The sequence below is a fragment of the Acidovorax sp. AC410 genome (assembly GCF_979253235.1).
Genome location: NZ_CEEDCG010000001.1, coordinates 4,675,453 through 4,694,529, shown reverse-complemented (window position 1 = coordinate 4,694,529; position 19,077 = coordinate 4,675,453). Strand labels below are relative to the sequence as shown.

Annotated in this window: 16 protein-coding genes; 8 read left to right on the top strand and 8 right to left on the bottom strand. The window is 68.3% G+C overall.

What is annotated here, in order from left to right; genetic code table 11:
* Positions 1–251: 251 nt before the first annotated feature.
* Positions 252–2,828 carry a mechanosensitive ion channel family protein gene (locus AC0IZS_RS21755; RefSeq protein ID WP_471637530.1) on the bottom strand — a complete coding sequence of 859 codons (2,577 nt, stop codon included), beginning with the start codon at positions 2,826–2,828 and terminating at the stop codon, positions 252–254.
* 226 nt (positions 2,829–3,054) lie between these two features.
* Positions 3,055–3,693 carry a TetR/AcrR family transcriptional regulator gene (locus AC0IZS_RS21750; protein ID WP_471637529.1) on the bottom strand — a complete coding sequence of 213 codons (639 nt, stop codon included), beginning with the start codon at positions 3,691–3,693 and terminating at the stop codon, positions 3,055–3,057.
* 85 nt (positions 3,694–3,778) lie between these two features.
* Between AC0IZS_RS21750 and AC0IZS_RS21745 the strand changes: the two genes are divergently transcribed.
* Positions 3,779–5,014 carry an MFS transporter gene (locus AC0IZS_RS21745; protein ID WP_471637528.1) on the top strand — a complete coding sequence of 412 codons (1,236 nt, stop codon included), beginning with the start codon at positions 3,779–3,781 and terminating at the stop codon, positions 5,012–5,014.
* A gap of 549 nt (positions 5,015–5,563) precedes the next feature.
* The gene (locus tag AC0IZS_RS21740; RefSeq protein ID WP_471637527.1) at positions 5,564–5,710 is read left to right on the top strand and encodes a hypothetical protein; all 147 of its coding nucleotides are present in this window, start codon (positions 5,564–5,566) and stop codon (positions 5,708–5,710) included.
* Positions 5,711–5,914: 204 nt separating this feature from the next.
* Here the strand turns inward: AC0IZS_RS21740 and AC0IZS_RS21735 are convergent, their stop codons facing one another.
* From AC0IZS_RS21735 to AC0IZS_RS21715, 5 genes are read right to left on the bottom strand one after another with little or no spacing between them, the layout of a single operon-like run.
* Positions 5,915–7,072 carry an acyl-CoA dehydrogenase family protein gene (locus AC0IZS_RS21735; protein ID WP_471637526.1) on the bottom strand — a complete coding sequence of 386 codons (1,158 nt, stop codon included), beginning with the start codon at positions 7,070–7,072 and terminating at the stop codon, positions 5,915–5,917.
* Entirely contained in the window at positions 7,072–8,229 is a 1,158-nt protein-coding gene (locus tag AC0IZS_RS21730; RefSeq protein WP_471637525.1) for an acyl-CoA dehydrogenase family protein, read from the bottom strand. The genes AC0IZS_RS21735 and AC0IZS_RS21730 overlap by 1 nt, the downstream gene beginning before the upstream one ends.
* A 4-nt stretch (positions 8,230–8,233) precedes the next feature.
* Positions 8,234–9,214, bottom strand: a complete 981-nt coding sequence (locus AC0IZS_RS21725; protein WP_471637524.1) for a tripartite tricarboxylate transporter substrate binding protein — start codon at positions 9,212–9,214, stop codon at positions 8,234–8,236.
* 29 nt (positions 9,215–9,243) lie between these two features.
* Positions 9,244–11,364, bottom strand: coding sequence for an acetate--CoA ligase family protein (locus AC0IZS_RS21720; RefSeq protein WP_471637523.1), 2,121 nt, complete (start codon positions 11,362–11,364; stop codon positions 9,244–9,246).
* Positions 11,361–12,161, bottom strand: a complete 801-nt coding sequence (locus AC0IZS_RS21715) for an enoyl-CoA hydratase (RefSeq protein WP_471637522.1) — start codon at positions 12,159–12,161, stop codon at positions 11,361–11,363. The genes AC0IZS_RS21720 and AC0IZS_RS21715 overlap by 4 nt, the downstream gene beginning before the upstream one ends.
* An 88-nt stretch (positions 12,162–12,249) precedes the next feature.
* Here AC0IZS_RS21715 and AC0IZS_RS21710 point away from each other — a divergent pair, with 88 nt between their 5' ends.
* The 3 genes from AC0IZS_RS21710 to AC0IZS_RS21700 all read left to right on the top strand — a co-directional run bounded on the left by AC0IZS_RS21710 (position 12,250) and on the right by AC0IZS_RS21700 (position 14,465).
* Positions 12,250–13,026 (top strand): IclR family transcriptional regulator, encoded by a 777-nt coding sequence (locus tag AC0IZS_RS21710; protein WP_235514327.1) that lies wholly within the window; start codon positions 12,250–12,252, stop codon positions 13,024–13,026.
* 129 nt (positions 13,027–13,155) lie between these two features.
* On the top strand, positions 13,156–13,767 hold the full coding sequence (locus AC0IZS_RS21705; RefSeq protein WP_471637521.1) for a hypothetical protein: 612 nt from the start codon (positions 13,156–13,158) through the stop codon (positions 13,765–13,767).
* A 65-nt stretch (positions 13,768–13,832) separates the two neighbouring features.
* Positions 13,833–14,465: a hypothetical protein gene (locus tag AC0IZS_RS21700; protein WP_471637520.1), complete on the top strand. Its 633-nt coding sequence runs from the start codon at positions 13,833–13,835 to the stop codon at positions 14,463–14,465.
* A 25-nt stretch (positions 14,466–14,490) separates the two neighbouring features.
* On the opposite strand, the gene AC0IZS_RS21695 is transcribed toward AC0IZS_RS21700, so the two are convergent.
* The gene (locus AC0IZS_RS21695) at positions 14,491–14,928 is read right to left on the bottom strand and encodes a hypothetical protein (RefSeq protein WP_471637519.1); all 438 of its coding nucleotides are present in this window, start codon (positions 14,926–14,928) and stop codon (positions 14,491–14,493) included.
* Positions 14,929–15,456: 528 nt separating this feature from the next.
* On the opposite strand from AC0IZS_RS21695, the gene AC0IZS_RS21690 reads away from it, so the two are divergent.
* The 3 genes from AC0IZS_RS21690 to AC0IZS_RS21680 all read left to right on the top strand — a co-directional run bounded on the left by AC0IZS_RS21690 (position 15,457) and on the right by AC0IZS_RS21680 (position 18,811).
* A complete protein-coding gene (locus AC0IZS_RS21690; RefSeq protein WP_471637518.1) occupies positions 15,457–15,846 on the top strand; it encodes a hypothetical protein in 390 nt (129 codons plus the stop codon).
* Positions 15,846–16,160, top strand: a complete 315-nt coding sequence (locus AC0IZS_RS21685; protein WP_471637517.1) for a hypothetical protein — start codon at positions 15,846–15,848, stop codon at positions 16,158–16,160. The genes AC0IZS_RS21690 and AC0IZS_RS21685 overlap by 1 nt, the downstream gene beginning before the upstream one ends.
* 1,220 nt (positions 16,161–17,380) lie before the next feature.
* Positions 17,381–18,811, top strand: a complete 1,431-nt coding sequence (locus AC0IZS_RS21680; protein WP_471637516.1) for an RCC1 domain-containing protein — start codon at positions 17,381–17,383, stop codon at positions 18,809–18,811.
* The last annotated feature ends 266 nt before the right edge of the window (positions 18,812–19,077 follow it).

Sequence of the window (19,077 nt, the reverse complement as noted above, 5' to 3'; positions counted from 1 at the left end):
GACCTTGTATGTCCCTAGAACTTGCTACAAGCCCCACCCGCCAACCGCTGTCACGGCGCCACGCACACCCCCTGCACCTGGCGGCCGAGCCTCTGCTACAGCAGCCCGTCGGCCCCCAGCCGCCAGGTCGAGGTGGCTAGGGGCCGCCGCGCCCTCGGGCAGCACCTGTCCACCTGGCGCGTGAGGTGGGCCGGGAACAGGGGGCCACGGTGCCAAGGGCACAGGCCCACGTGGCACCTGGTGTGCGCTATCTACGGCGCCGCCCCACCGGGCGCCTGCGGCGACAGAGCGTCCATGCCCTGCGCCACCGTGCGCAGGTGTACATCGAGCTGGTTGTAGGGAATGGAGATGCCTGCGGCCTGCAGCGCAGCCAGCAGGCGCGCGAGCAGCTCGCCGCGCAGGGTGATCCAGTGGGAGACGTCGTGCGTCCAGACGCGCACGGCAAAGTTCAGCGCGCTGTCGCCATAGCCCACCATCAGCACCACCGGGGCCGGGGTGTCCAACACGCCCGGGGTGCCACGCGCTGCGGCGGCCAGCACGGCCAGCACCTGGGCCGGGTCGGAACCATAGGCCACGCCCACGGGCACCTCCACGCGCCGGCTGCGGTCGAACAGGGTCCAGTTGGTCAGGTTGCCGCTGAGCAGCAGGCCGTTGGGCACCACCACGTCGGCGCCATCGAAGGTGCGGATGATGGTGGCGCGCAGGCCGATCTCGCGCACGGTGCCCGAGCTGCCTGCAGCGTCCACCACGTCACCGGGCTGGATCGGCCGCTCGACCATCAGCACCAGGCCCGAGACGAAGTTGTTGACCACGTTCTGCAGCCCGAAACCGATGCCCACGCCCAGCGCGCCGAACACCAGCGCCAGCTGGCTGACCTTGAAGCCGGCGGCCGACAGCGCCACCAGCAGGCCGACCACCAGCACGCCGTAGTAGCTCAGCGAGGCGATGCTGTTGCCCACGCCGCGCGGCAGCCCGGCGTGGCCGGGCAGCTCCTCGCGCAGCAGGCGCCGCACGCCGCCGGCCACCCAGAACGCGAGCCACGCCGAGAACGCAAACACCAGCACGTCGCCCACCTGGATGGACACCTCCCCCACCTCGATGCCCACCCCCAGCACGGCCGCGCCCGCGCCGTGCAGCGGCCGCAGCACGCGAAAGCGGTCCATGCTGTAGAGCAGCCAGCCGGCGCACGCGCCCAGCACCATCAGGCGCGTGCCGGCCGTCCTGAGCAGCGGCGCATACTCGCGCACCACCCGGCGGCTGGCCAGTTCGGGCTGGCCCAGCAGGGCACGCAGCAGGCCGATGCCGGCCGACACGCCGGCGTACACCAGCAGGGCCATGCAGCCGCTGTCGATGACGCCGCTGGTCAGCGTCTCGGCCAACGACACATTGCCGCCCACGTTGGCGGCAACGGCCAGTGCCAGCAATGCCAGCACCGCCCAGGCAAAGCCACGCAGGGTGCGCTGCAGGCGCCGCACCCGTTGCAGCGCTAGCGAGGGCGGTGCCAGGCCGGCCGCAGGAGCCACCGCCGGCACCACCCCACCCGCCCGCCCCATGCGGCGCAGCAGCCAGACCGTGAGCCACAGTGCCAGCAGGCCCAGGGCCAGCAGAAACAGGCGGTAGCGGCCCGCATCGGCCAGCACCGCCAGCCCCAGGCGGTCCAGCGCATACAGCGCCACGGCCACATACGGCCACGCGCCCAGCGCGCCCAGGGTGCCGGCGGGCAGCAGGCGCAGCGCCGGCAGCAGGGCCACCAGCATCACGACCTCCTGCACCAGCAGGGGCGCGTCGGGCTCGAACACCAGCACCGCGAGCATGGACAGCAGCAGCCAGGCCGACACCGGGCGGCGCAGGGCCTGCGCGCCTTCCTGCGGTGCGGCGGCTTCGTCCCTGCGGTTGCGCGCAGAGCGCCGGCTGCGCAGCACCAGCCAGACGATAAGCGGCAGCAGCAGCACCTGCACCACGCGCAGCGCGCGCTGGTTGCCGGTCTCGTTGGTGCTGTAGTCGATGGCGAACTGCTGCTCGATGTCCAGCCCCCGGTCCATGGCGGCCAGCGTCGCCTGCGTGTTGTCACCGCCGCCCAGGCCCAGCCCCCGCCACAGGGGGGCTACGTCGACGCGCAGCAGCCTGCGGTCGATATCGTCGATGGCAGCCGCCACCTCGGCGCTGCCGGCCTGGATGCGGGCCTTGAGTTCGCTGGCGCGCTGCATCAACTCGAACTGCCGCGCCAGCGCCGTGCCCAGCGCGGTCTCGGCGCTGTCGATGCGGGTGAGCATGCCATCCACGCGCTCGGCCAGCGCCGGTGGCAGGCCGTCCAGCAAACCCTCGGCACGGGTGGCCGACCAGGCCGCGCGGCGCTGCGCCAACTGCAGGGCGCTGTCGCCATAGGGGGCCAGCGTGCGCCGGGCCTGGGCTTCCCAGCGCTCGTAGCGCCGCACGTCGAACTGCCAGTGCCGCTCCAGGCTTTCCAGCCGCATCACCGGCAGCTCGCGCAGGCCCCCGCCCGCCGTGGTGTGCAGCTTGGCGTCCACCGGGCCGGCAATGCCGTCGAGCGCGCGGCGCAGCGCATCGACCGGGTCCGCTGTCGCCAGCAGGCGCTGGGCCCGGTCCACACGCTGCAGGTCTTCCTCAGCGCGGGCGAGGATGTCCGGCACCGCAATCGGCCGGGCTGCCGTGGTGGCCATGGCAACCGTCGTGGCCGTCTGTGCCGCCGCTGGGGGCACCACAGGGGCAGGCTGCGCATGGCCAGCGCCCATGCACGCCAGCAAGAGGCAGGCAGCCACGGCAAAGCGCATGAGCACCCCATCGTATCGCCGCCCGGGGCCTGCCATGGCACGGGAGCTGGGGGGTGGCAAGACAGGCAGGCGAAAGGGTGACATCACAGTTTCGGGTTTCCATGCATCCCTTCCCGCAGCCGGGAAGAACAACGACCGCGAGGGACAGGGCGGCGCCACAGCGCAAGCACAGCGCAACTGCAGCGCAACTGCAGCGCAGTATGGCGCAAGCCATCGCCTGCCGGCACAGGCCACTCCATGGCCGTGCCCGCTGCGTCTCCTGCTACTCCATGAAAGAGGCCGGCCCTGCAGCACCTGCAGCACCGGCGAGCGCCAGGGCCGCATCGCTCGCACGGCTTGCGCCCCGCATGCACCCGCCCACCAGCTCCCGCACCAGCGCATGGCTGGCGCGGGCGGGCCCGAACAGGGTGCGGTAGATGATGGGGGCGACCACGCCGTCCATGATGGCGTCCACCGTGGGCACGGCCTCGCCGCGCTGCAGGCCGCGGGTGATGACGATCTCGATCTGGCTGGCCGTGTAGGCCGCGCACTGGCTGGGCACCGCCATGCTGCCCTGGATACGGCCGGCCAGCACGTCGCGCAGCATGGTCTGCCCGACCTCGGAACCCATCTCCTCGAAGAACTGCTCGGCCCAGGCCTGCAGGTCACCCTCCACGCTGCCGGTGTCAGCAGGCTCGGCATCCGCACGAAAGCGGTCCAGCGCCACGTCGGCCAGCAGCTCGGCCAGGTCGCCCCAGCGGCGGTAGATGGTGGAAGGCGTCACGCCCGCCTGCGCCGCGATCAGCGGCACGGTGAGCTGCGCGCGGCCGATCTGCTCGGCCAGCTCATGGGTGGCGCGGTGGACGGCGGCCTGCACGCGGGCGCTGCGTCCCCCGGGGCGGGGGGCTGGTCTGGGGTTCATGGCCCGATGCTAAAGCAAAAAGATTGCTTTAGTGGTTTAATACGCAAAAGCAAATTCTTTGCTTTTGTATTGCACTGGAGTTTCCATGGCCATGAACCCTGCCGCCACCGCCGCCACGCCGCACGCCGCCATGGCCCCACCCTCGGCCCCCGTCCGCAGGATGGGCCATGCCCAGGCCCTGTGGCTGCTGGCCTCCATCCTGGTGGGGTTTCTGGCTGCATCGAGCGCGCCCTCGCCGCTGTATGCGCTGTACCGCGACAGCTGGGGCTTTTCGGCGCTCACGCTGACCCTGGTGTTCGCCAGCTACGCCTTTGCGCTGCTGGGCACAGCGCTGCTGTTCGGCACCTTCTCGGACCACCGGGGCCGGCGCGAGGTGGTGCTGCTGGCGCTGGTGCTGGAGATCGCCTCCACCGTGCTCTTTTGGCAGGCCGATTCGGTGGCCTGGCTGTTTGCCGCGCGCATCGTGCAGGGCCTGGCCACGGGCATTGCCACCAGCGTGCTCAGCGCCGCGCTGATCGACCTGCACCCCGAGCGCGGCGCCCTGGTGAACACCGTGGCGCCCATGCTGGGCATGTCCATCGGGGCCCTGGGCACCAGTGCGCTGGTGCAGTTTGCGCCCACGCACACGGCGCTGGTGTTCGAGCTGCTGCTGGTGCTGTTCGTGCTGCAGACGCTGGCCGCCGTCTTTTTGCCCGAAACCGTGGTGCGCCGTCCGGGCGCCTGGCGCTCGCTGCGCCCGCGCATCGCCATACCGGCCAGCTCGCGCAGCACGCTGGTGCGCATCCTGCCGCTGAACACGGCGCTGTGGGCACTGGGCGGGTTTTACCTATCGCTCGGGCCCACGCTGGCGCGGGTCATCACCGGCAGCCATGCGCCGGTGGTGGGTGGCGCCCTCATCTGCGCACTGGTGCTCACCAGCGCCGTGGCGATTGTGTTCGTGCGCGCCCGGCCGCCGCGGCAGGTGCTGCTGCTGGGCACGGTGGCGCTGGTGCTGGGGCTGGCCATCACGCTGGCGGGCGTGGCCCTGCATTCGAGCGTGGCCTTCTTCGCGGGCACGGTGGTGGCAGGGGTGGGGTTTGGCTCGGGCTTCAACGGCTCGCTGCGCAGCCTGGTGGGCACCGCCACGGCGGCAGAGCGCGGCGGGCTGATGTCGGGCTTTTTCGTGCTGAGCTACCTGGCGTTCAGCCTGCCGGCCATCGTGGCCGGGCTGGCCGCCGGCATCTTCGGGCTGCATGCCACGGCGCTCGGGTTCGGGCTGGCGCTGCTGGCGCTGGGGCTCACGGCGCTGGGGCTGATGCTGCTGCGGCGTGAGGTCAACTGAACGGGGTTGGCTGGCCGGCCGCCCGACGAGATCCAGATCAGGAGTAGATGGCCAGGCTCAGCGACAGTGCGGCGACGATGGCGATGGCCTGGATGCCAAAGACGATTCCCAAGATAGGCATGTGGTCCTCCGTGAACAAGACGCCAGCTTAGAACGCACTGCAACATTTGCATGCAGTCTTTTGCAAACTCGGCGGGTCAGACAATTCCTACAGGCGTTCAGCGCCTTGCCACAGGAAGCCCGCCCGCCTGGCCAGGCAGGGCTTTCCGCTTTTGGACACATACCAATGGGGCGCCGTCCTACAAAAAAGGGGCGGCACCGTATTTAGTATTGCTTCTGTCGATACCGCATCGACACCCACCCCTCCCTTGCTGAACAGCAAGTTACAGCCCGCCCACCGCGGGCTGTTTTTTTGGTGGGCGTGTCGGCAGGGCCTTGCACGCGCCCTCGGCGGCGGCCGATGCCCTGCATCGAATCCGTCCGACAGCCACGGGGCGCAGTCAGCGCGCCAATGGAGGCACCAGACCACCCCACGAGGAGGTAGCCACCATGTCCCGCACCCACCGAACCCAGCCCGAGAAGCTCCGCCCCCGCGACATCAAGCGCCGCCGCCAGTGGGAGGCCATGCAGCGGCCGGCGCGCGAGGCGCTGCTGTACCCGGAGCCCGAAGCGCCGCAGTGGAAGCCATTGGGGTGAATGTGTGGGCTGGGTGTTTGGCCCGGCCAAAAGGTCTATCAGGTCAATCAATAGACAGCGGTGGTGAGCAAAAAGCACTTCAAGCAGCCGTCCTTGCCCTGCTTTGGCCTGATGCCCACCTGGTGGCGATGCAGGGCATTGCTCAGCGCGTAACGCTTGCCTCTGGCCCTCAACATCCCATTCCCTTCGCCAGCGACTTGGCAACTACAAAGCCCGTGCAATGAGCCCCAGCTGAATTTCCGCCGCGCCGCCAAAGATGGTGAAGGCCCGGCTGTTGCAGTACTCGGGCACCAGCGTGCTGCATTGGGGGCTTGTAGCACCGGCCAGCACAGACTCGCTGTGCCAGCGCAGGCCGCTGCGCCCCAGGGCCTGGGCGCCCAGGGCACCAATGGCCTGCTTGAGGCGGCTGGCGCGCAATTTCAGGATGGACGCCACTGGCCCGGGGCTGGCCCCCGGCGCCAGCGACGCCATGCTGCGCACCTCCAGCCACTCGAAGGCATCGAGGTCGGCATTGAGTTCGCCGAAGGCCTGGCACAGCGGGCCCTCTTCTTGTGCCGCCGGCAGCACGCTGGCCACGCGCTTGAGCTGAGCGCGCAGCCGGGGGCTGAAGATGCCCGCCCCACGTTCGAATTCGAGCAGGTACTTGGCGCATTCCCAGCCCGCGTTTTCCTCGCCCACGCGCTGGGCCACGGGCACGCGGACGCTGTCGAAGTGCACCTCGTTCACATCGTGGTCGCCGCCGATGGTGGCAATGGGCCGCACGCTGATGCCCGCAGCGGCCATGTCGATCAGCAGGAATGAAATGCCTTCCTGCCGCCGCCCCTCTCGGCTGGTGCGCACGAGCGCGAACATGCGGTTGGCATGGTGAGCGTGGGTGGTCCAAATCTTGGTGCCGTTAAGAACGTAGTCCTCGCCGTCGCGGTCCGCGCGCAGTTGCAGCGCAGCCAGGTCAGAGCCCGCGCCGGGCTCCGAGAAGCCCTGGCACCAGTAGTCCTGACCTGAGAGGATGCGCGGCAGGTGCTCGCGCTTTTGCGCCTCGGTGCCAAAGCGCAGCAGCACCGGACCCACCAGACGCACGCCCATGGGGTGCACCAGCGGGGCGCCGGCCAGCGCGCACTCGGTCTCGAAGATGAAGCGCTGCAGCGCCGACCAACCCGTTCCGCCCCATTCCACCGGCCACAGGGGCACCAGCCAACCGCGCGCCTGCAGCAGCTTCTGCCAGGGGCCGGAGATGTGCGGCTCGGGGTACATGGCCGTGGTACGCGCCTGCCCCAGGCGCAGTTCGGGCGTGAGGTGTGTGGCCAGAAAGTCGCGCACCTCCTGGCGGAATGCCCGGTCCAGTGGGTCCAGTGCCAAATCCATCAATGCTCTCCCAGTGTCTGGCTGTGGGTATGGCGCTGGGAATCCAGGGCGTGGCGACCCAGCCAGCGGGCGTGGGTGTCGGCGCTGCCGTCCTCGGCCTCGAAGGCGAGCAGGCAGCGGAAGCTGGCCGCAATCGGCAACTCCTCGCACACGCCCATGGCACCGTGCAGTTGCACGCACTCGCGCGCCACAAAGCCTGCCGCGCGCACCACCTTGCTGCGCACGGCGGCAGCCACGGCGTGCAGGGCCTCGCCGCGGGCCGATTCCAGGCGCATGGCGGCCAGCTCGCAAGCTGCCTGTGCCTCTGTGCAGAGCACCGCCATCTCGGCGATGCGGTGCTGCACCACCTGGAACTGCGCCAGCGCCTGGCCGAACTGCTGGCGATCGGCCGTGTAGCGCCGGGTCTGCGCCAGCGCCGCCTGCATGGTGCCCGTGGCCTGCCAGCAGGCTGCCACCATGCCGAACGCCAGCACCTCGTCGAGCGCGGCGCTGGCGCCCCGTTCACCGACCAGGCATTCTGTCGGCACCCATGCGGTATCGAAGTACAGGTCGGCCGCCAGCGCGCCGTCGCTGGTCTCATAGGCATCCACGCGCACACCGGGCAGACCGGCGGGCACGCGCAACAGCAGCGGCCCGCCATCACCGCCACTGGCGGACACAAGCCAGTGCGCGGCGCCACCGGCCCCGCGCACGGCCTGCTTCGTGCCGCGCAGCATCCAGCCCTCGCCTTGGCGCAGCGCAGTGCAGGCGCGCGGCGCAAACGGTGTGGCGTCGCCCGGCTCGGCATGGGCCCAGGCCAGGCGCTCATGCCCGGCCACCAGGGCCGGCAGCCAGGCAGCACGCTGCGCCGGTGTAGCGCAGCGGTCCAGCGCCCGCAGTGCCAGCGCCACCTGGGCCACGTAGGGCTCCACCACGAGGTGTGCGCCCAGGGCCTGGGCCAGCAGACCCACCGTGAGGGCTTCACCCTCCAGGCCGCCCACGTCCTCTGCCAGGGGCAGGGCCAGCCAGCCCAGCTCGGCAAAGGCCTGCCACGCCTGCGGGTGTCCCCCCTCGCGGTGCACGCCCGACGCGCGCTGGTGAAAGCCGTAGTTCTCGCGCAGCCAGTGCAGGGCACTGTCCTGCACCAGCTGCTGCTGTTCGGTGATCGCAAAGCGCATGGGATCAGTCCGCCTTGATGCTGGCTTTCTTGATCACGCGCGCCCACTGGTCCACATCGCGGCGGATGAAGCTGGCGAACTCGGCCGGCGTGTTGCCGATGATGTCCAGCCCCCAGCCCTTGAAGCGCTCGCGGACATCAGGCTCCTTGAGGATGGCGGCGATCTCGCGGTGCAGCCGGTCCACTACGGGCGCGGGCGTTCCGGCCGGCGCCACCAGGCCGAGCCAGGGCATGGCCTCGTAGCCCGGCAGGCCTGATTCGGCCACCGTGGGCAGCTCGGGGATGGATTCGGAGCGCTTGGCGGTGGTCACGGCCAGCACGCGCAGCTTGTCGGCCTTGATGAAGGGGCCGGAGGAACCCAGCGCGTCGAACATCACGTTCACCTCCCCGGCCACCAGGTCGGTCAGCGCCGGCCCGCTGCCTTTGTACGGGATGTGCACCATGTAGACATTGGCCATGCTCTTGAACAGCTCGCCCTCCAGGTGGGTGGAGGTGCCGGCCCCGGTGGAGCTGTAGTTGAGCTTGCCCGGGTGGGCGCGTGCGTACTCGACCAGGTCCTTGACCGACTTCACGGGCAGGGATGGGTTGACCACCAGCACATGCACCACCGATGCGACCTGGGTCACGGGCGTGAAGCTCTTGATCGCGTCGTAGTTGACCTTGCTGAAGATCAGCGGCGCTGTGCCCAGCGAGGACGCGGCCAGCAGCACGGTGTAGCCGTCGGCCGGCGCCTTGGCCACCAGATCGGACGCCAGCACCGTGCCCGCGCCCGGCTTGTTGTCCACGATCACCGGCTGCCCCAGGCGCGGCCCGAGCTTGTCGGCCAGCGCCCGCGCCAGCAGGTCGGTGACGCCTCCCGGCGGGAACGGCAGCACCATGCGGATGGGCTTGTTCGGGTAGCCGTCCTGCGCCAGGGCCGGGGCGGTCGCCGCAAGCGCGGCGGTTGCTGCCAGCGCGCAAGCGATCTTGGTGAAGAGGGATGCCATGCTTGTCTCCTTGTGAAATGCCTGTCCGGTCAGTCCTGGACGACGACCAGCGCGTCCAGCGCGAAAGCGCCCTGTCCCTGCGCGCGCACCTGCAGGGGGTTGATCTCGATCTCCCTCACCTGTGGGCCCAGGGCTGCCTGGGCGCGCGATAGCGCCGCAATGCCTTCGCATGCACCGGCCACATCGGCCAGGGGACGGCCACGAAAGCCGTCCAGCAGCGGCCAGGCGCGCAGCTCGCGCAGCATGGTTTGCACCATGGCAGCGTCCACGGGCAGCAGCCGATGGCTGGCGTCGCGGTACAGCTCGGTCAGCACGCCGCCCAGGCCGACAGTGAGCGCGGGGCCGAACACCGGGTCGTGCGTGATGCCTGCGATCAGCTCGGCCACGCCGCCACTGGCCATGGGCTGCACGAGGAAGCCGTCGATGCGCGCTGCGGGGCTGTGTCGCTGCACATTGGCGAGCATGTCCGCGCAGTGCCTGCGCAACGCCTGCGCGTCGGCCACGTTCAGGCGCACGCCGCCGACCTCGGTCTTGTGGGCGATGTCGGCGCTCAGGATCTTCAGGGCCACGGGGTAGCCCAGTTGCCCTGCCGCGTGCACCGCCTCGTCGGCATCCCGGGCCGGCAGGCCCTGCAGCGACGGCACACCGTAGCCCGCCAGCAGCAGCTTGGTGGCATGCTCGTTGAGCGCCGCGGGCAGCACCGGTGCCGTGCCCGACTCCACCGCCTGCGCCTGGCGCAGCGCCGCCCAGTGGGCCACCGCCTCATGGCGCGCCAGCCATTGGCAAAATGGTGCCAGCGCCTGCGTGGCGCGGCCGATGTCGTCGAAAACCGGCACGCCCGCCTGTGCGAGCTGGTCCCGGCATCTGGCGGCACCGGTGTCAATGGCCACGACGAGCTTGTTCCACTGGCCACAGACCTCCACCAGCGGCTCGGCCATGCGGTCGAGCAGGTAGCCCGGCGCATAGACCACGACGGTATCGACCTGATCCGACTGCGCCAGCGCCCCCAGGATGGTGCGCACGAACTGCGGCGAGTTGACCACGTTGCCCGTCACGTCCACCGGGTTGGAGACCATGCCGTAGTCCGGGATGCCCTCGCGCAGGGTACGCTGCAGGTCGTCGCTGAGCGTGGGCACCTCCAGCCCCGCACCGATGAACTTGTCGGCCAGGATGGCCCCGAGCGCCCCCGACATGGTGACGATGGCCACGCGCGGCCCGCCCTGGCGTGCGCGAAAGCCGCTGAGGTAGGCCAGGTCGGCCATCTGGGCGAAGTCCGTGCCGCGAATCACGTTGAGCTGTTCGAAGGCCGCCTTGTACAGCGCCAGATCGCCAGCCAGCGCGCTGGTGTGCGAGCGCACGGCCTCGGAGCCCTTGTCCGTCTCGCCCGCCTTGTACAGGATGAGCGGCTTGCGCTTGCGCGCGAAGGCCAGCGCGGCGTCGATGAAGCGAGGCCCGTTGCGCAACTGCTCCACATAGCCGACCACGCACTCGGTGGCCTCGTCCTGCGCCAGGTACTCCAGGTATTCGGAAAACTCCACGCAGGCCTCGTTGCCGGTGTTGATGAAGTGGCTGACCGGAACCCCCAGGCGGCGCGCCAGCGCGAACACGGCCGAGCAGACATTGCCGCTTTGCGTGACGATGCTGGCCCGCCCGGGCCCCGTCTGCAGCGGCACGTTCTTGAACACCGAGGCGAACGCCGTGTACGCATGCAGGTTCAGGTTGGCAAAGCCCATGCAGTTGGGGCCGGCCACCACCATGCCGCTGCGCTGCGCGAAGGCCTCCAGCGTGCGCTGCAGGTCCAGGCCCTCGCCGCCCGCCTCGGCAAAGCCGGCGGCGTAGACGATGGCAGCGGGTATGCCCCGGGCGTGGCAGCGCTCCAGCATGGCCGTGACCTCGGGGGCGGCGATGGCCAGCACCACCAGGTCGCAGGCCTCGGGCAGGGATTCGATGTCCGGGTAGCAGCGATAGCCGAACACCTCTTCATACTTGGGATTGACGGGGTAGACCGCACCCGCAAAGGCGAAGTGGCGCAGCAGATCGAGCGGCATGCCGCCTATGCGGCCCGGGTTGTCGCTGGCGCCGACCAGGGCGATGGAGCGCGGTGCCAGCAGGGGTTGCAGGCGATGTGGCAGGTGCGGGCCCGTCGTCATGCGCGGGCCCCCTTGGCGATGGCGCTGGCAAGGCCCGCCTCCTTGGTCTGGCGGTACTCTTCGCTCACATGGCTGAGCTGGTGCAGGTCAAAGTGGGCTGACAACGCCTCGCGCATGCCGCGCACGTCGACCGAGCGGTTGAGCGATTTCTTGAGCACGCGCAGTGCAAATGGCGGCGCCTGGGCGATACGCTGCGCCAGCGCCAGGGTCTGCGCCTCCAGCTCTGCCGTGGGCACCACGCGGTTCACAAAGCCCGCTTCGCGTGCCTGCTGCGCGCTCCAGCGCGCGCCGGTGAACAGAAATTCCTTGGCCTGGCGCAGCCCCATCACCCAAGGGTGGATCAGCACCTCGGTGGCCGCAGCGCCCATGGTGTGCGTGACGGGGTCGGAGAAGAAGGCGTCTTCGGCCGCCACCACCAGGTCGCACATGTTGGCAAGCATGAAGCCCGCCGCCACGCAGGCGCCCTGCACCTGCACCACCGTGGGCTTGGGAAAGTCCCAGATGCGCATGCAGTAGCCGTAGTAATGCTTTTCCTCGTAGGCCCAGCGCTGCTCCACGGTGAACTCGGCGCGTTCAGCCTGGGCCTGCTTGAGGTCATGACCAGCGGAGAAATGCGCTCCCCGGGCGGCCAGAACCACCACGCGGACGTCGGGGTCGTTCTCGGCCTGGGTGAAGGCCTGGTCCAGGGCCTCCAGCATCTGCTGGCTCTGCGCGTTTCGCGCCTCGGGCCGATTCAGCCAGATGCGGCGCACGGCGCCCAGGGTTTCGGTGGTGATGGGCTCGGGCGATGGGTTCATGGTGTGTGCGGGTGTGTCCTTGGCAATGAAGCAATGGTCCGGCAACAATGTCCACATGACAAACAGCAACCGAGAAAAATCCCACATCGTGAGCAAACCTGTGGAAACCCCGGGGGCGCAGAACATGCGCCGCGCCCTGCAGATCCTGCGGGTGCTGGGCGAGCACCACGAGCAAGGCATGGCAGTGAGCGAGGTGGTGGCGGCCACGGGGCTTGAGCGCTCCACCGCGCACCGCCTCATGACCTGCTTGGTAGAGGAGCACTTCGCCGACCGCAACCCACTCACGCGCCGCTACAGCCTGGGCCTGGAGGTGATGCGCCTGGGTTTTGCCTCGCTGAGCCGGGCGCCGCTGGTGGCCACCTACGGCGGCCTGATGCGCCGGCTGGCCCGCATTTCGGAAGACACCGTGTTCCTGCTGGTGCGCCAGGGCGACTACACGGTCTGCCTGCAGCGTGAGGATGGGGCTTTTCCGGTCAAGATCTTCAGCACGCGCGTGGGCGACATCCGGCCCCTGGGCATCGGCGTGGGCGGCATGGCCTTGTTGGCCAGCGCGGGTGCGCAAGACATCGCGCGCATCCGCAGCCAGCACGCTCCTGCTTTCGATGCGGCGGGTCTCACCTCGGAGCGCTTTGGCAAGGTGGTGGCCAAGACCCAGAAACAGGGCTATGCCGAGATGGTGGACACCGTGACGCAGGGAGTGGCAGGCGTGGGCGCCACCATCCCAGACCCGGGCGGCGTGCCGTTTGCGGCCATTTCCATCGCGGCCATCAAGCCGCGGATGACGCCTTCTCGTCGTAACGAACTGGGGCAGATGCTTGTCCAGATGTTGAACGAGACGGCCCAAATGGGTAACAAGGGACCATAAATGCGATCTCGCCGGTTGCGACTGCCGCAGCGCTGGCATGCATCGCCCCCCCGACGACAGCCCACCCACGAATGCGAGAATCCCCCAGCCCCCACCAAGCCCCCCGCTCCCGGCAAACCCCACATCCCCATGCACTCCCCCACCCTGCACCCGCCCACCAAAACCCTGCTGCGCGCCCTGACCCTGCTCCTGGCTGCCGCCCTGGCCTGGCTGGCCCTGCCCGCCCAGGCCGCGCCGCCCAAGTCCTACAGCAAGAACGGCATCAGCTTCCAGTACCCCACCACCTGGAAGGTGATGAGCGACGAGACCGAGAAAGACGGCGCCGGCATGCGCAGCATCGACCTCGAAGGCCCGGGTGATGCCATCATCAGCCTCATGTTCATCCCCTTCCTGTCGGGCCAGAACATCGAGACCCTGGCCACCCGCGCCGCCGAGCACCGCGCGCAGATGGACAAGGGCGCTGCTGCCAAGGAGGGCCCGGACAAGATCACCCCCACGGGCCTGGCCTCCAGCGCCATCACCCGGCGCGTGGGCGGCAAGGAAATCAAGGGCGTGCTGCAGCGCTTCGGCTACACCTCCGGGGGCGAAACCGTGCAGCTCGAAGCGCGCTTTTTCTCCATGGACTTCGGCGATGCCAGCAGCGCCAACCTCATGACCCAGTCCATGGCCGAAGATGCCAGGCAGGTGGACACAGCCCTGGGCCTGGTGATGGACACGCTGCGCTACCGCGCCAAGCGGTAGGTAGTTGGTATCAAGCCCGCCCCCGTCCCGACCTCCCCTCCTCTCCCTGACCCATGCACCGCACCATGTCCCTTTCCGCAACCCCGCTCCCCACCATCCGCGCAGCCACACGCCGCAGCGTCACCTCCGCAGCCCTCGGCCTCATGATGATGATGCTGCTGCTGGCCGGCTTGGCCCAGCCCGCCCTGGCCGCGCCCAACACCACCTACAGCAAGGACGGTGTGAGCTTCGAGCACCCCGCCGGGTGGAAGGTGACCGAGGACTCGGTCGCCCAGGACGAAACCCGCCTGCGCAGCATCGACCTCGAAGGGCCCGACGAGGCCGTCGTCACCTTCATGTTCAGCCCCTTCCTGAAGGACCAGAACATCGAGGCCTTCGCAGCCAACACGGCGAAGAACCGCGCCGAGTCCGCAAAAAATGCCAGCGCAGTCGCGCAGCAACTGCGCTTTGGCCCCGTGGCCTCGGCCCCCCTCACCCGCAAAGTGGCAGGCCAGGAGAACAAAGGCGTCTCGCAGCGCTTCGAGATCAGCCTGCTGGGCCAGAAACTGCCGCACGAGGCGCGCTTCTTCAAGGCCCACCTGGGCGAGACCACCGCCATCATCATGACCCAGGTGGCCGACGAATCCGCCAAGGCCGTGGAGCCCGGCTTCGCGCTGGCGCTCGATACGCTGCGCTACCGCAACACTGGCAAGCGCTGACCGCCCACTGCAGCCCTGCAGGTCGTCACGGTAGGCGCTCCACGAGCGTGATGCCATTGTCGGCCGCCCATTCGCGCAAGGCCTGCTCCGTGGCAGCGGCCTCGAAGTCGTACCAGGCCTGCAGCAGGCCATGGTCCTCCAGCAGGCCCTTGAACCGGCCATAGGCACCCGCCCGCTCAAAACAGCGGTACACCCGCTCGGCCAGTTGCGGCGCCTGCTCCTCGGCGAAGCGCCAGGCCAGGCGCCGTCCCAGCCCCAACTCTGCCGGGTCCGGCACGGCAAGGTACAGCGACCCATCCTCCAGGTCGTCGGGCACCGGGTCGTCCTCGTCCTCCCAGTCGCCGCCGACGCACCAGATCCTTCCGCTCTTGCGGTCGACAAATGCGGCATGCTCGAACGGCCCCGTGGCACTGGTCCACTGGAAGGCGTCGATGAGTTCAGAGAGCTGCACCAGGGTGGTCATGGCAATCTCCAAGGTGGTCACAGGCCAGGCGGCGCTCAGGCCCTGTCGTGCAAGCAGGTGCGCCCGGCAAAGGTCCGCTGCAGGGCTGGCGTTCCGTCCCGCAAACAGATGCCGAAATCGTCCTCCACGGCAGCAAATGCATCTGCGACAAAGCCTGCGGGCATGCGCACCCCTTCCATTGTTCAGCCCGACACCCCGGCGGCCACAGGGGGCCAGGCGCCAGATTTTTGCAGGCGCCCACTATAGCCGCCACCGCCCCTCCACCGCCAGCAGCAGGTGCGGCTTGCAGGCGAGCAGTCAAGAAATCTCTAAACACGAGTTTAATTTTATCTTGACAGTGTTTAGACAAAGCTAAACAATAGGACCCATGGCAGCCCCTGCGCACCGCGGCGCCAACCGATACCACCCATCCACCGTCCGCACGCGCCAGGGGTTGCCGCCCCCTTGCCCTTCCCCTTCCACCCCGCCTTCGCCATGCCGGCCTGTCGCTGACATGATGGGTGGGCCCCTTGCCAGGAGCACCGCACCATGCAAACCGCACCGTCCCCTGCCACTGCGACCGCCGCCACGTACCGCCCCCCTTTCGCCACCCTGGCACCCACCGGCATGGCCAGGGACAGGGCCCTGTTCTGCCGCAGCGCCAACGACCCGGTGCGCGACGCCGCCCACCACCACGCAGCGCGCGCTGCAGCGTCCGATGCGCAGTACGCCGCCGAAGACGCCGCCCACCGCGACACCCTGGCCCTGGCGCGCGGCGGCGACTATGCGCGCCTGCTGTCCGCCATGGACTACCGCGACAACGACACCCGCGCCATGCACGCCCTGGTCACTTGCGCCCAGCAAGGCCATGCGCTCGCGCGCGAGGCCGTCGAGGTGCTGGCCCGCACCTGGGCCGAAACGCATACCGAGGCGCTGTGATGGAAGGGCCGGAAATGCAAGGCGCCGGGCGCGCCGCCGTCACGCCTGCCAGCGCCGTTGTTCTCGTGCTCGGCGCACTGGCCATCGTGGGCACGTTGTTGTGGGCGATGCACGAGGACGCGCGGCACGAACAGCAGCGCGTGCGCATGGCGCAGCAGCAGCCACAGGCCAGCGCAGAGCAGCGCCGGCATGGGGCGGCGCAGTTCGTGTGCGGGCATGGGGTGGCTTACCAGCGGGTGAATGCGAATACGGTGGAGTGCTTGCGCGAAGTGCTTGCCGACAGGCCGGTTGCTGTCACCTCCAGCGGGCGCTGAAGGGTGGTGTGCTTGGGCGTTTAGAGAGCAGGGGTGGTGGTTGTGACTTGCCTTTGCTGAGGGCGGAGGCCGGGGTGTGCGCCCGGCGGCGCAGTAACTTTCTCTTGCGTCGCCAAGAGAAAGTCACCAAAGAGAAGGCGACCCCGCTGCCCGTGTCCCCACTCGCCTGGCGGCGAGTGGGGCAGCCTGCGATGCTCGGGCCTGGGGTGCACCGCGGAACTCGCTGCGTTCCCCCTTCGGGCGAACTCCGCTCGGACAGCCGCGGTGAGTCAGTTCACGAGGCGCGTGTCCTTCGGCACGCGCTCACCCCAGGCCCTGCGCTTCTCGGCACGGTCAGAAGGGGGTGGGAGCGGGCTCCATACGGGCCATTGCTTCGCTCGGCCCAAACTGCCTCGCTGCGCTTGGCTCGCCAGGGCGATCGCGCCCAACACGTCGGCAGCGCGCAGCGCGAACCGACCCCAGGCGCAGCTGCGAAGCAGCAGCCGTCTTTGTCCCCGCTCCCCACCCCTGCTGGCTGCGCCGAGAAGCGCAGGGGCTGGGGTGGGTGCGTGTGCCGCAGGACACACGCACTTCGTCATCTAGCTTGCCGATGCTGTTTGAGCGGAGTTCGAAGAACGCAGCGAGTTCATCGGCACCACCCCAGATCCGAGCATCGCAGGTTGCCCCCATCGCCCGACAGGGCGATGGGGGACGCAGACTGGGGGTCGCCTTCTCTTTGGTGACTTTCTCTTGGCGACGCAAGAGAAAGTTACTGCGCCGCCGGGCGCACATCCCGGCCTCCGCCCTCAAACAAAAAACAGAACCAACCACACGAACGCTGACGCGAGATGGCAACGCGGCATCATCGCAAGACATCGATCTCAGTGGCCTGGGTCTGGACTGCCAAGGCACGGATGCGGCTGAAACAAATGGCTTCCCTGAACTGATTTCGTAACGCTTTGTTTGGCTGACAAGGTGTGGTGATGCGAATCACCGCTTTTCGCAAGGCACCGCAACTACCATGGCACTTGAGAGGCACCCCTGCTGATCGTAAAAAAACATTCGCCAGATTTCAGGGAGGGGAGGCTGCACCGCGGCGCGTCCATCGTTCGCTCGTTCGTTGCGCACCGACTTTCTGAAGAGGCCAATGTGGGCTTCGGCAGGTTTCACCAATACTTCCAAAGATGGGTCTTCTGATGAGTTTCTATTCGAATTTTGCGAGCCACCGCTTGCGCTCCGCCGTGTCCCGTCACCTGGCACCCCTGGCACCCCTGGCATTCAAATTCTGGCTGATGCTCGCCCTGGTGACGGGCATGGGCAGCGTGCAGGCGGCCACGGTGGTGCACATGGCCACGGGCGTTGTCAACTCCGCAGCGGTACTCAGCGACGGCACGCTATGGACCTGGGGAGACAACCAGTATGGGCAATTGGGCAATGGCTCCACGGTCAGTGCGGACAGACCCGTGCAGATCGGCAGCGGCTTCGCGAAGGTTGCCGTGGGCGGTAGTTACATGGTGGGCCTCAAGACCGATGGCAGCTTGTGGATGTGGGGGGCGGTGCAGTTGAGAAACAAGATCCTGAACGAAGCCCGGCCGGTGCAGGTGGGCAGTGGCTTTGCGCAGCTGATGACCTCGGACACCGCCAGCAAGGCGGATGGCGCTGTCTGGTACTGGGGCCATATGAAAAGACTCATCAAAGCGAGTGTCGGTGGCGACGACATGCTGGACCGGCTGCCACCCGGTTACCTGCAGATGCTCAATAACCGCTACAACGTGTTGTTCGTGCTGGGAGACGGTGCCATACAGTTTCTTTTTGTGCCCTGGGACCCCTCGGCCATGATCGGCATGGGCAGCTGGATGAGCGGCTACGGCAGCGCCGGCCCGGTGGACCGTGGTTTTGTGCAGGTGGCCTTGGGCTCCTACTCGGCCGCAGGCGTGAAGGAGGATGGAACCCTCTGGCAATGGAGCGGGCTCGACGCCCCCGTGCTGGTGGGCGGCGGTTACCGCCAGGTCGCCAAAGGTTCCGGCCACACGCTGGCGCTGAAGGCCGATGGGACGGCCTGGGCCTGGGGCTCCAGCAACTACTGGGGCGAGTTGGGCAATGCCACCCGCACGGAGAGCGCAAGCCCGCAGTTCCTTGGAAGCGGGTACGCACAGGTGGCGGCATCCGCCGAGCACTCCCTGGCACTCACCACCGATGGCACGCTCCTGGCCTGGGGTCGCAACAACTATGGGCAATTGGGTGTTGGGCCGGTGGGACAGGATCAACTGTCGCCGCTCCCCGTGGTGTTCGAAGGCGCGGGTACACCGGGGCTGGGCACCATGGTGGCCACCGGGACCCTGACCCGCCTGACGCTGTCCGCGCACGTACAGATCAAACCCGAACACCTTGCCAGTGGCGCCAAGGGGCATCCCTACCTCGTGGCGATCACGCCCGACGGAACCATGTTCACCTACTCGGCGCCCGTTTTTGACCGCCTGAATCCGGCCAACCCGCTGGCCTGGGCCGACCGCCTGCAAAACACATCCTCCCTTCTGTTTGTGAACCAGGACATGAGCCACCTGTCTGGCACCGCCTTTTTCATCGGCTATGGACTGGGGGCGACCACCGCCGAGAGCCTCGGTGAAATGCTCAACAGCTATCGCTACCAACGGGTCTACGACATGCAATAGCCGGTATGTGCAGGTAGATCCCAAGGCAACGCCCGCCCTTACCGGTGGGCGTTTTCGTTGGCAGTCGTCTAGTGTGCTGAGAAAAAATGGATCCCCAGAACTGACTTCGTAACGCTTTGTTTGGCCGACCGTGTGTGGTGATGCGAGTCACCGTCTTTTTTGCGAGTCTCGGCAATACCATGGCACTCGAGAGGCACCCCTGCGGATCGTAAAAAAACATTCGCCAGATTTCAGGGAGGGGAGGCTGCACCGTGGCGCGTCCATCG

Bases quoted from the DNA above. Each gene is read 5' to 3' on its own strand.
- AC0IZS_RS21700 (WP_471637520.1), top strand. From the start codon at position 13,833: ATGTCCCTTTCCGCAACCCCGCTCCCCACCATCCGCGCAGCCACACGC.
- AC0IZS_RS21725 (WP_471637524.1), bottom strand. From the start codon at position 9,214: ATGGCATCCCTCTTCACCAAGATCGCTTGCGCGCTGGCAGCAACCGCC.
- AC0IZS_RS21730 (WP_471637525.1), bottom strand. From the start codon at position 8,229: ATGCGCTTTGCGATCACCGAACAGCAGCAGCTGGTGCAGGACAGTGCC.
- AC0IZS_RS21685 (WP_471637517.1), top strand. From the start codon at position 15,846: ATGGAAGGGCCGGAAATGCAAGGCGCCGGGCGCGCCGCCGTCACGCCT.
- AC0IZS_RS21745 (WP_471637528.1), top strand. From the start codon at position 3,779: ATGGCCATGAACCCTGCCGCCACCGCCGCCACGCCGCACGCCGCCATG.
- AC0IZS_RS21715 (WP_471637522.1), bottom strand. From the start codon at position 12,161: ATGAACCCATCGCCCGAGCCCATCACCACCGAAACCCTGGGCGCCGTG.
- AC0IZS_RS21690 (WP_471637518.1), top strand. From the start codon at position 15,457: ATGCAAACCGCACCGTCCCCTGCCACTGCGACCGCCGCCACGTACCGC.
- AC0IZS_RS21740 (WP_471637527.1), top strand. From the start codon at position 5,564: ATGTCCCGCACCCACCGAACCCAGCCCGAGAAGCTCCGCCCCCGCGAC.
- AC0IZS_RS21705 (WP_471637521.1), top strand. From the start codon at position 13,156: ATGCACTCCCCCACCCTGCACCCGCCCACCAAAACCCTGCTGCGCGCC.
- AC0IZS_RS21750 (WP_471637529.1), bottom strand. From the start codon at position 3,693: ATGAACCCCAGACCAGCCCCCCGCCCCGGGGGACGCAGCGCCCGCGTG.
- AC0IZS_RS21720 (WP_471637523.1), bottom strand. From the start codon at position 11,364: ATGACGACGGGCCCGCACCTGCCACATCGCCTGCAACCCCTGCTGGCA.
- AC0IZS_RS21755 (WP_471637530.1), bottom strand. From the start codon at position 2,828: ATGGCAGGCCCCGGGCGGCGATACGATGGGGTGCTCATGCGCTTTGCC.
- AC0IZS_RS21695 (WP_471637519.1), bottom strand. From the start codon at position 14,928: ATGACCACCCTGGTGCAGCTCTCTGAACTCATCGACGCCTTCCAGTGG.
- AC0IZS_RS21735 (WP_471637526.1), bottom strand. From the start codon at position 7,072: ATGGATTTGGCACTGGACCCACTGGACCGGGCATTCCGCCAGGAGGTG.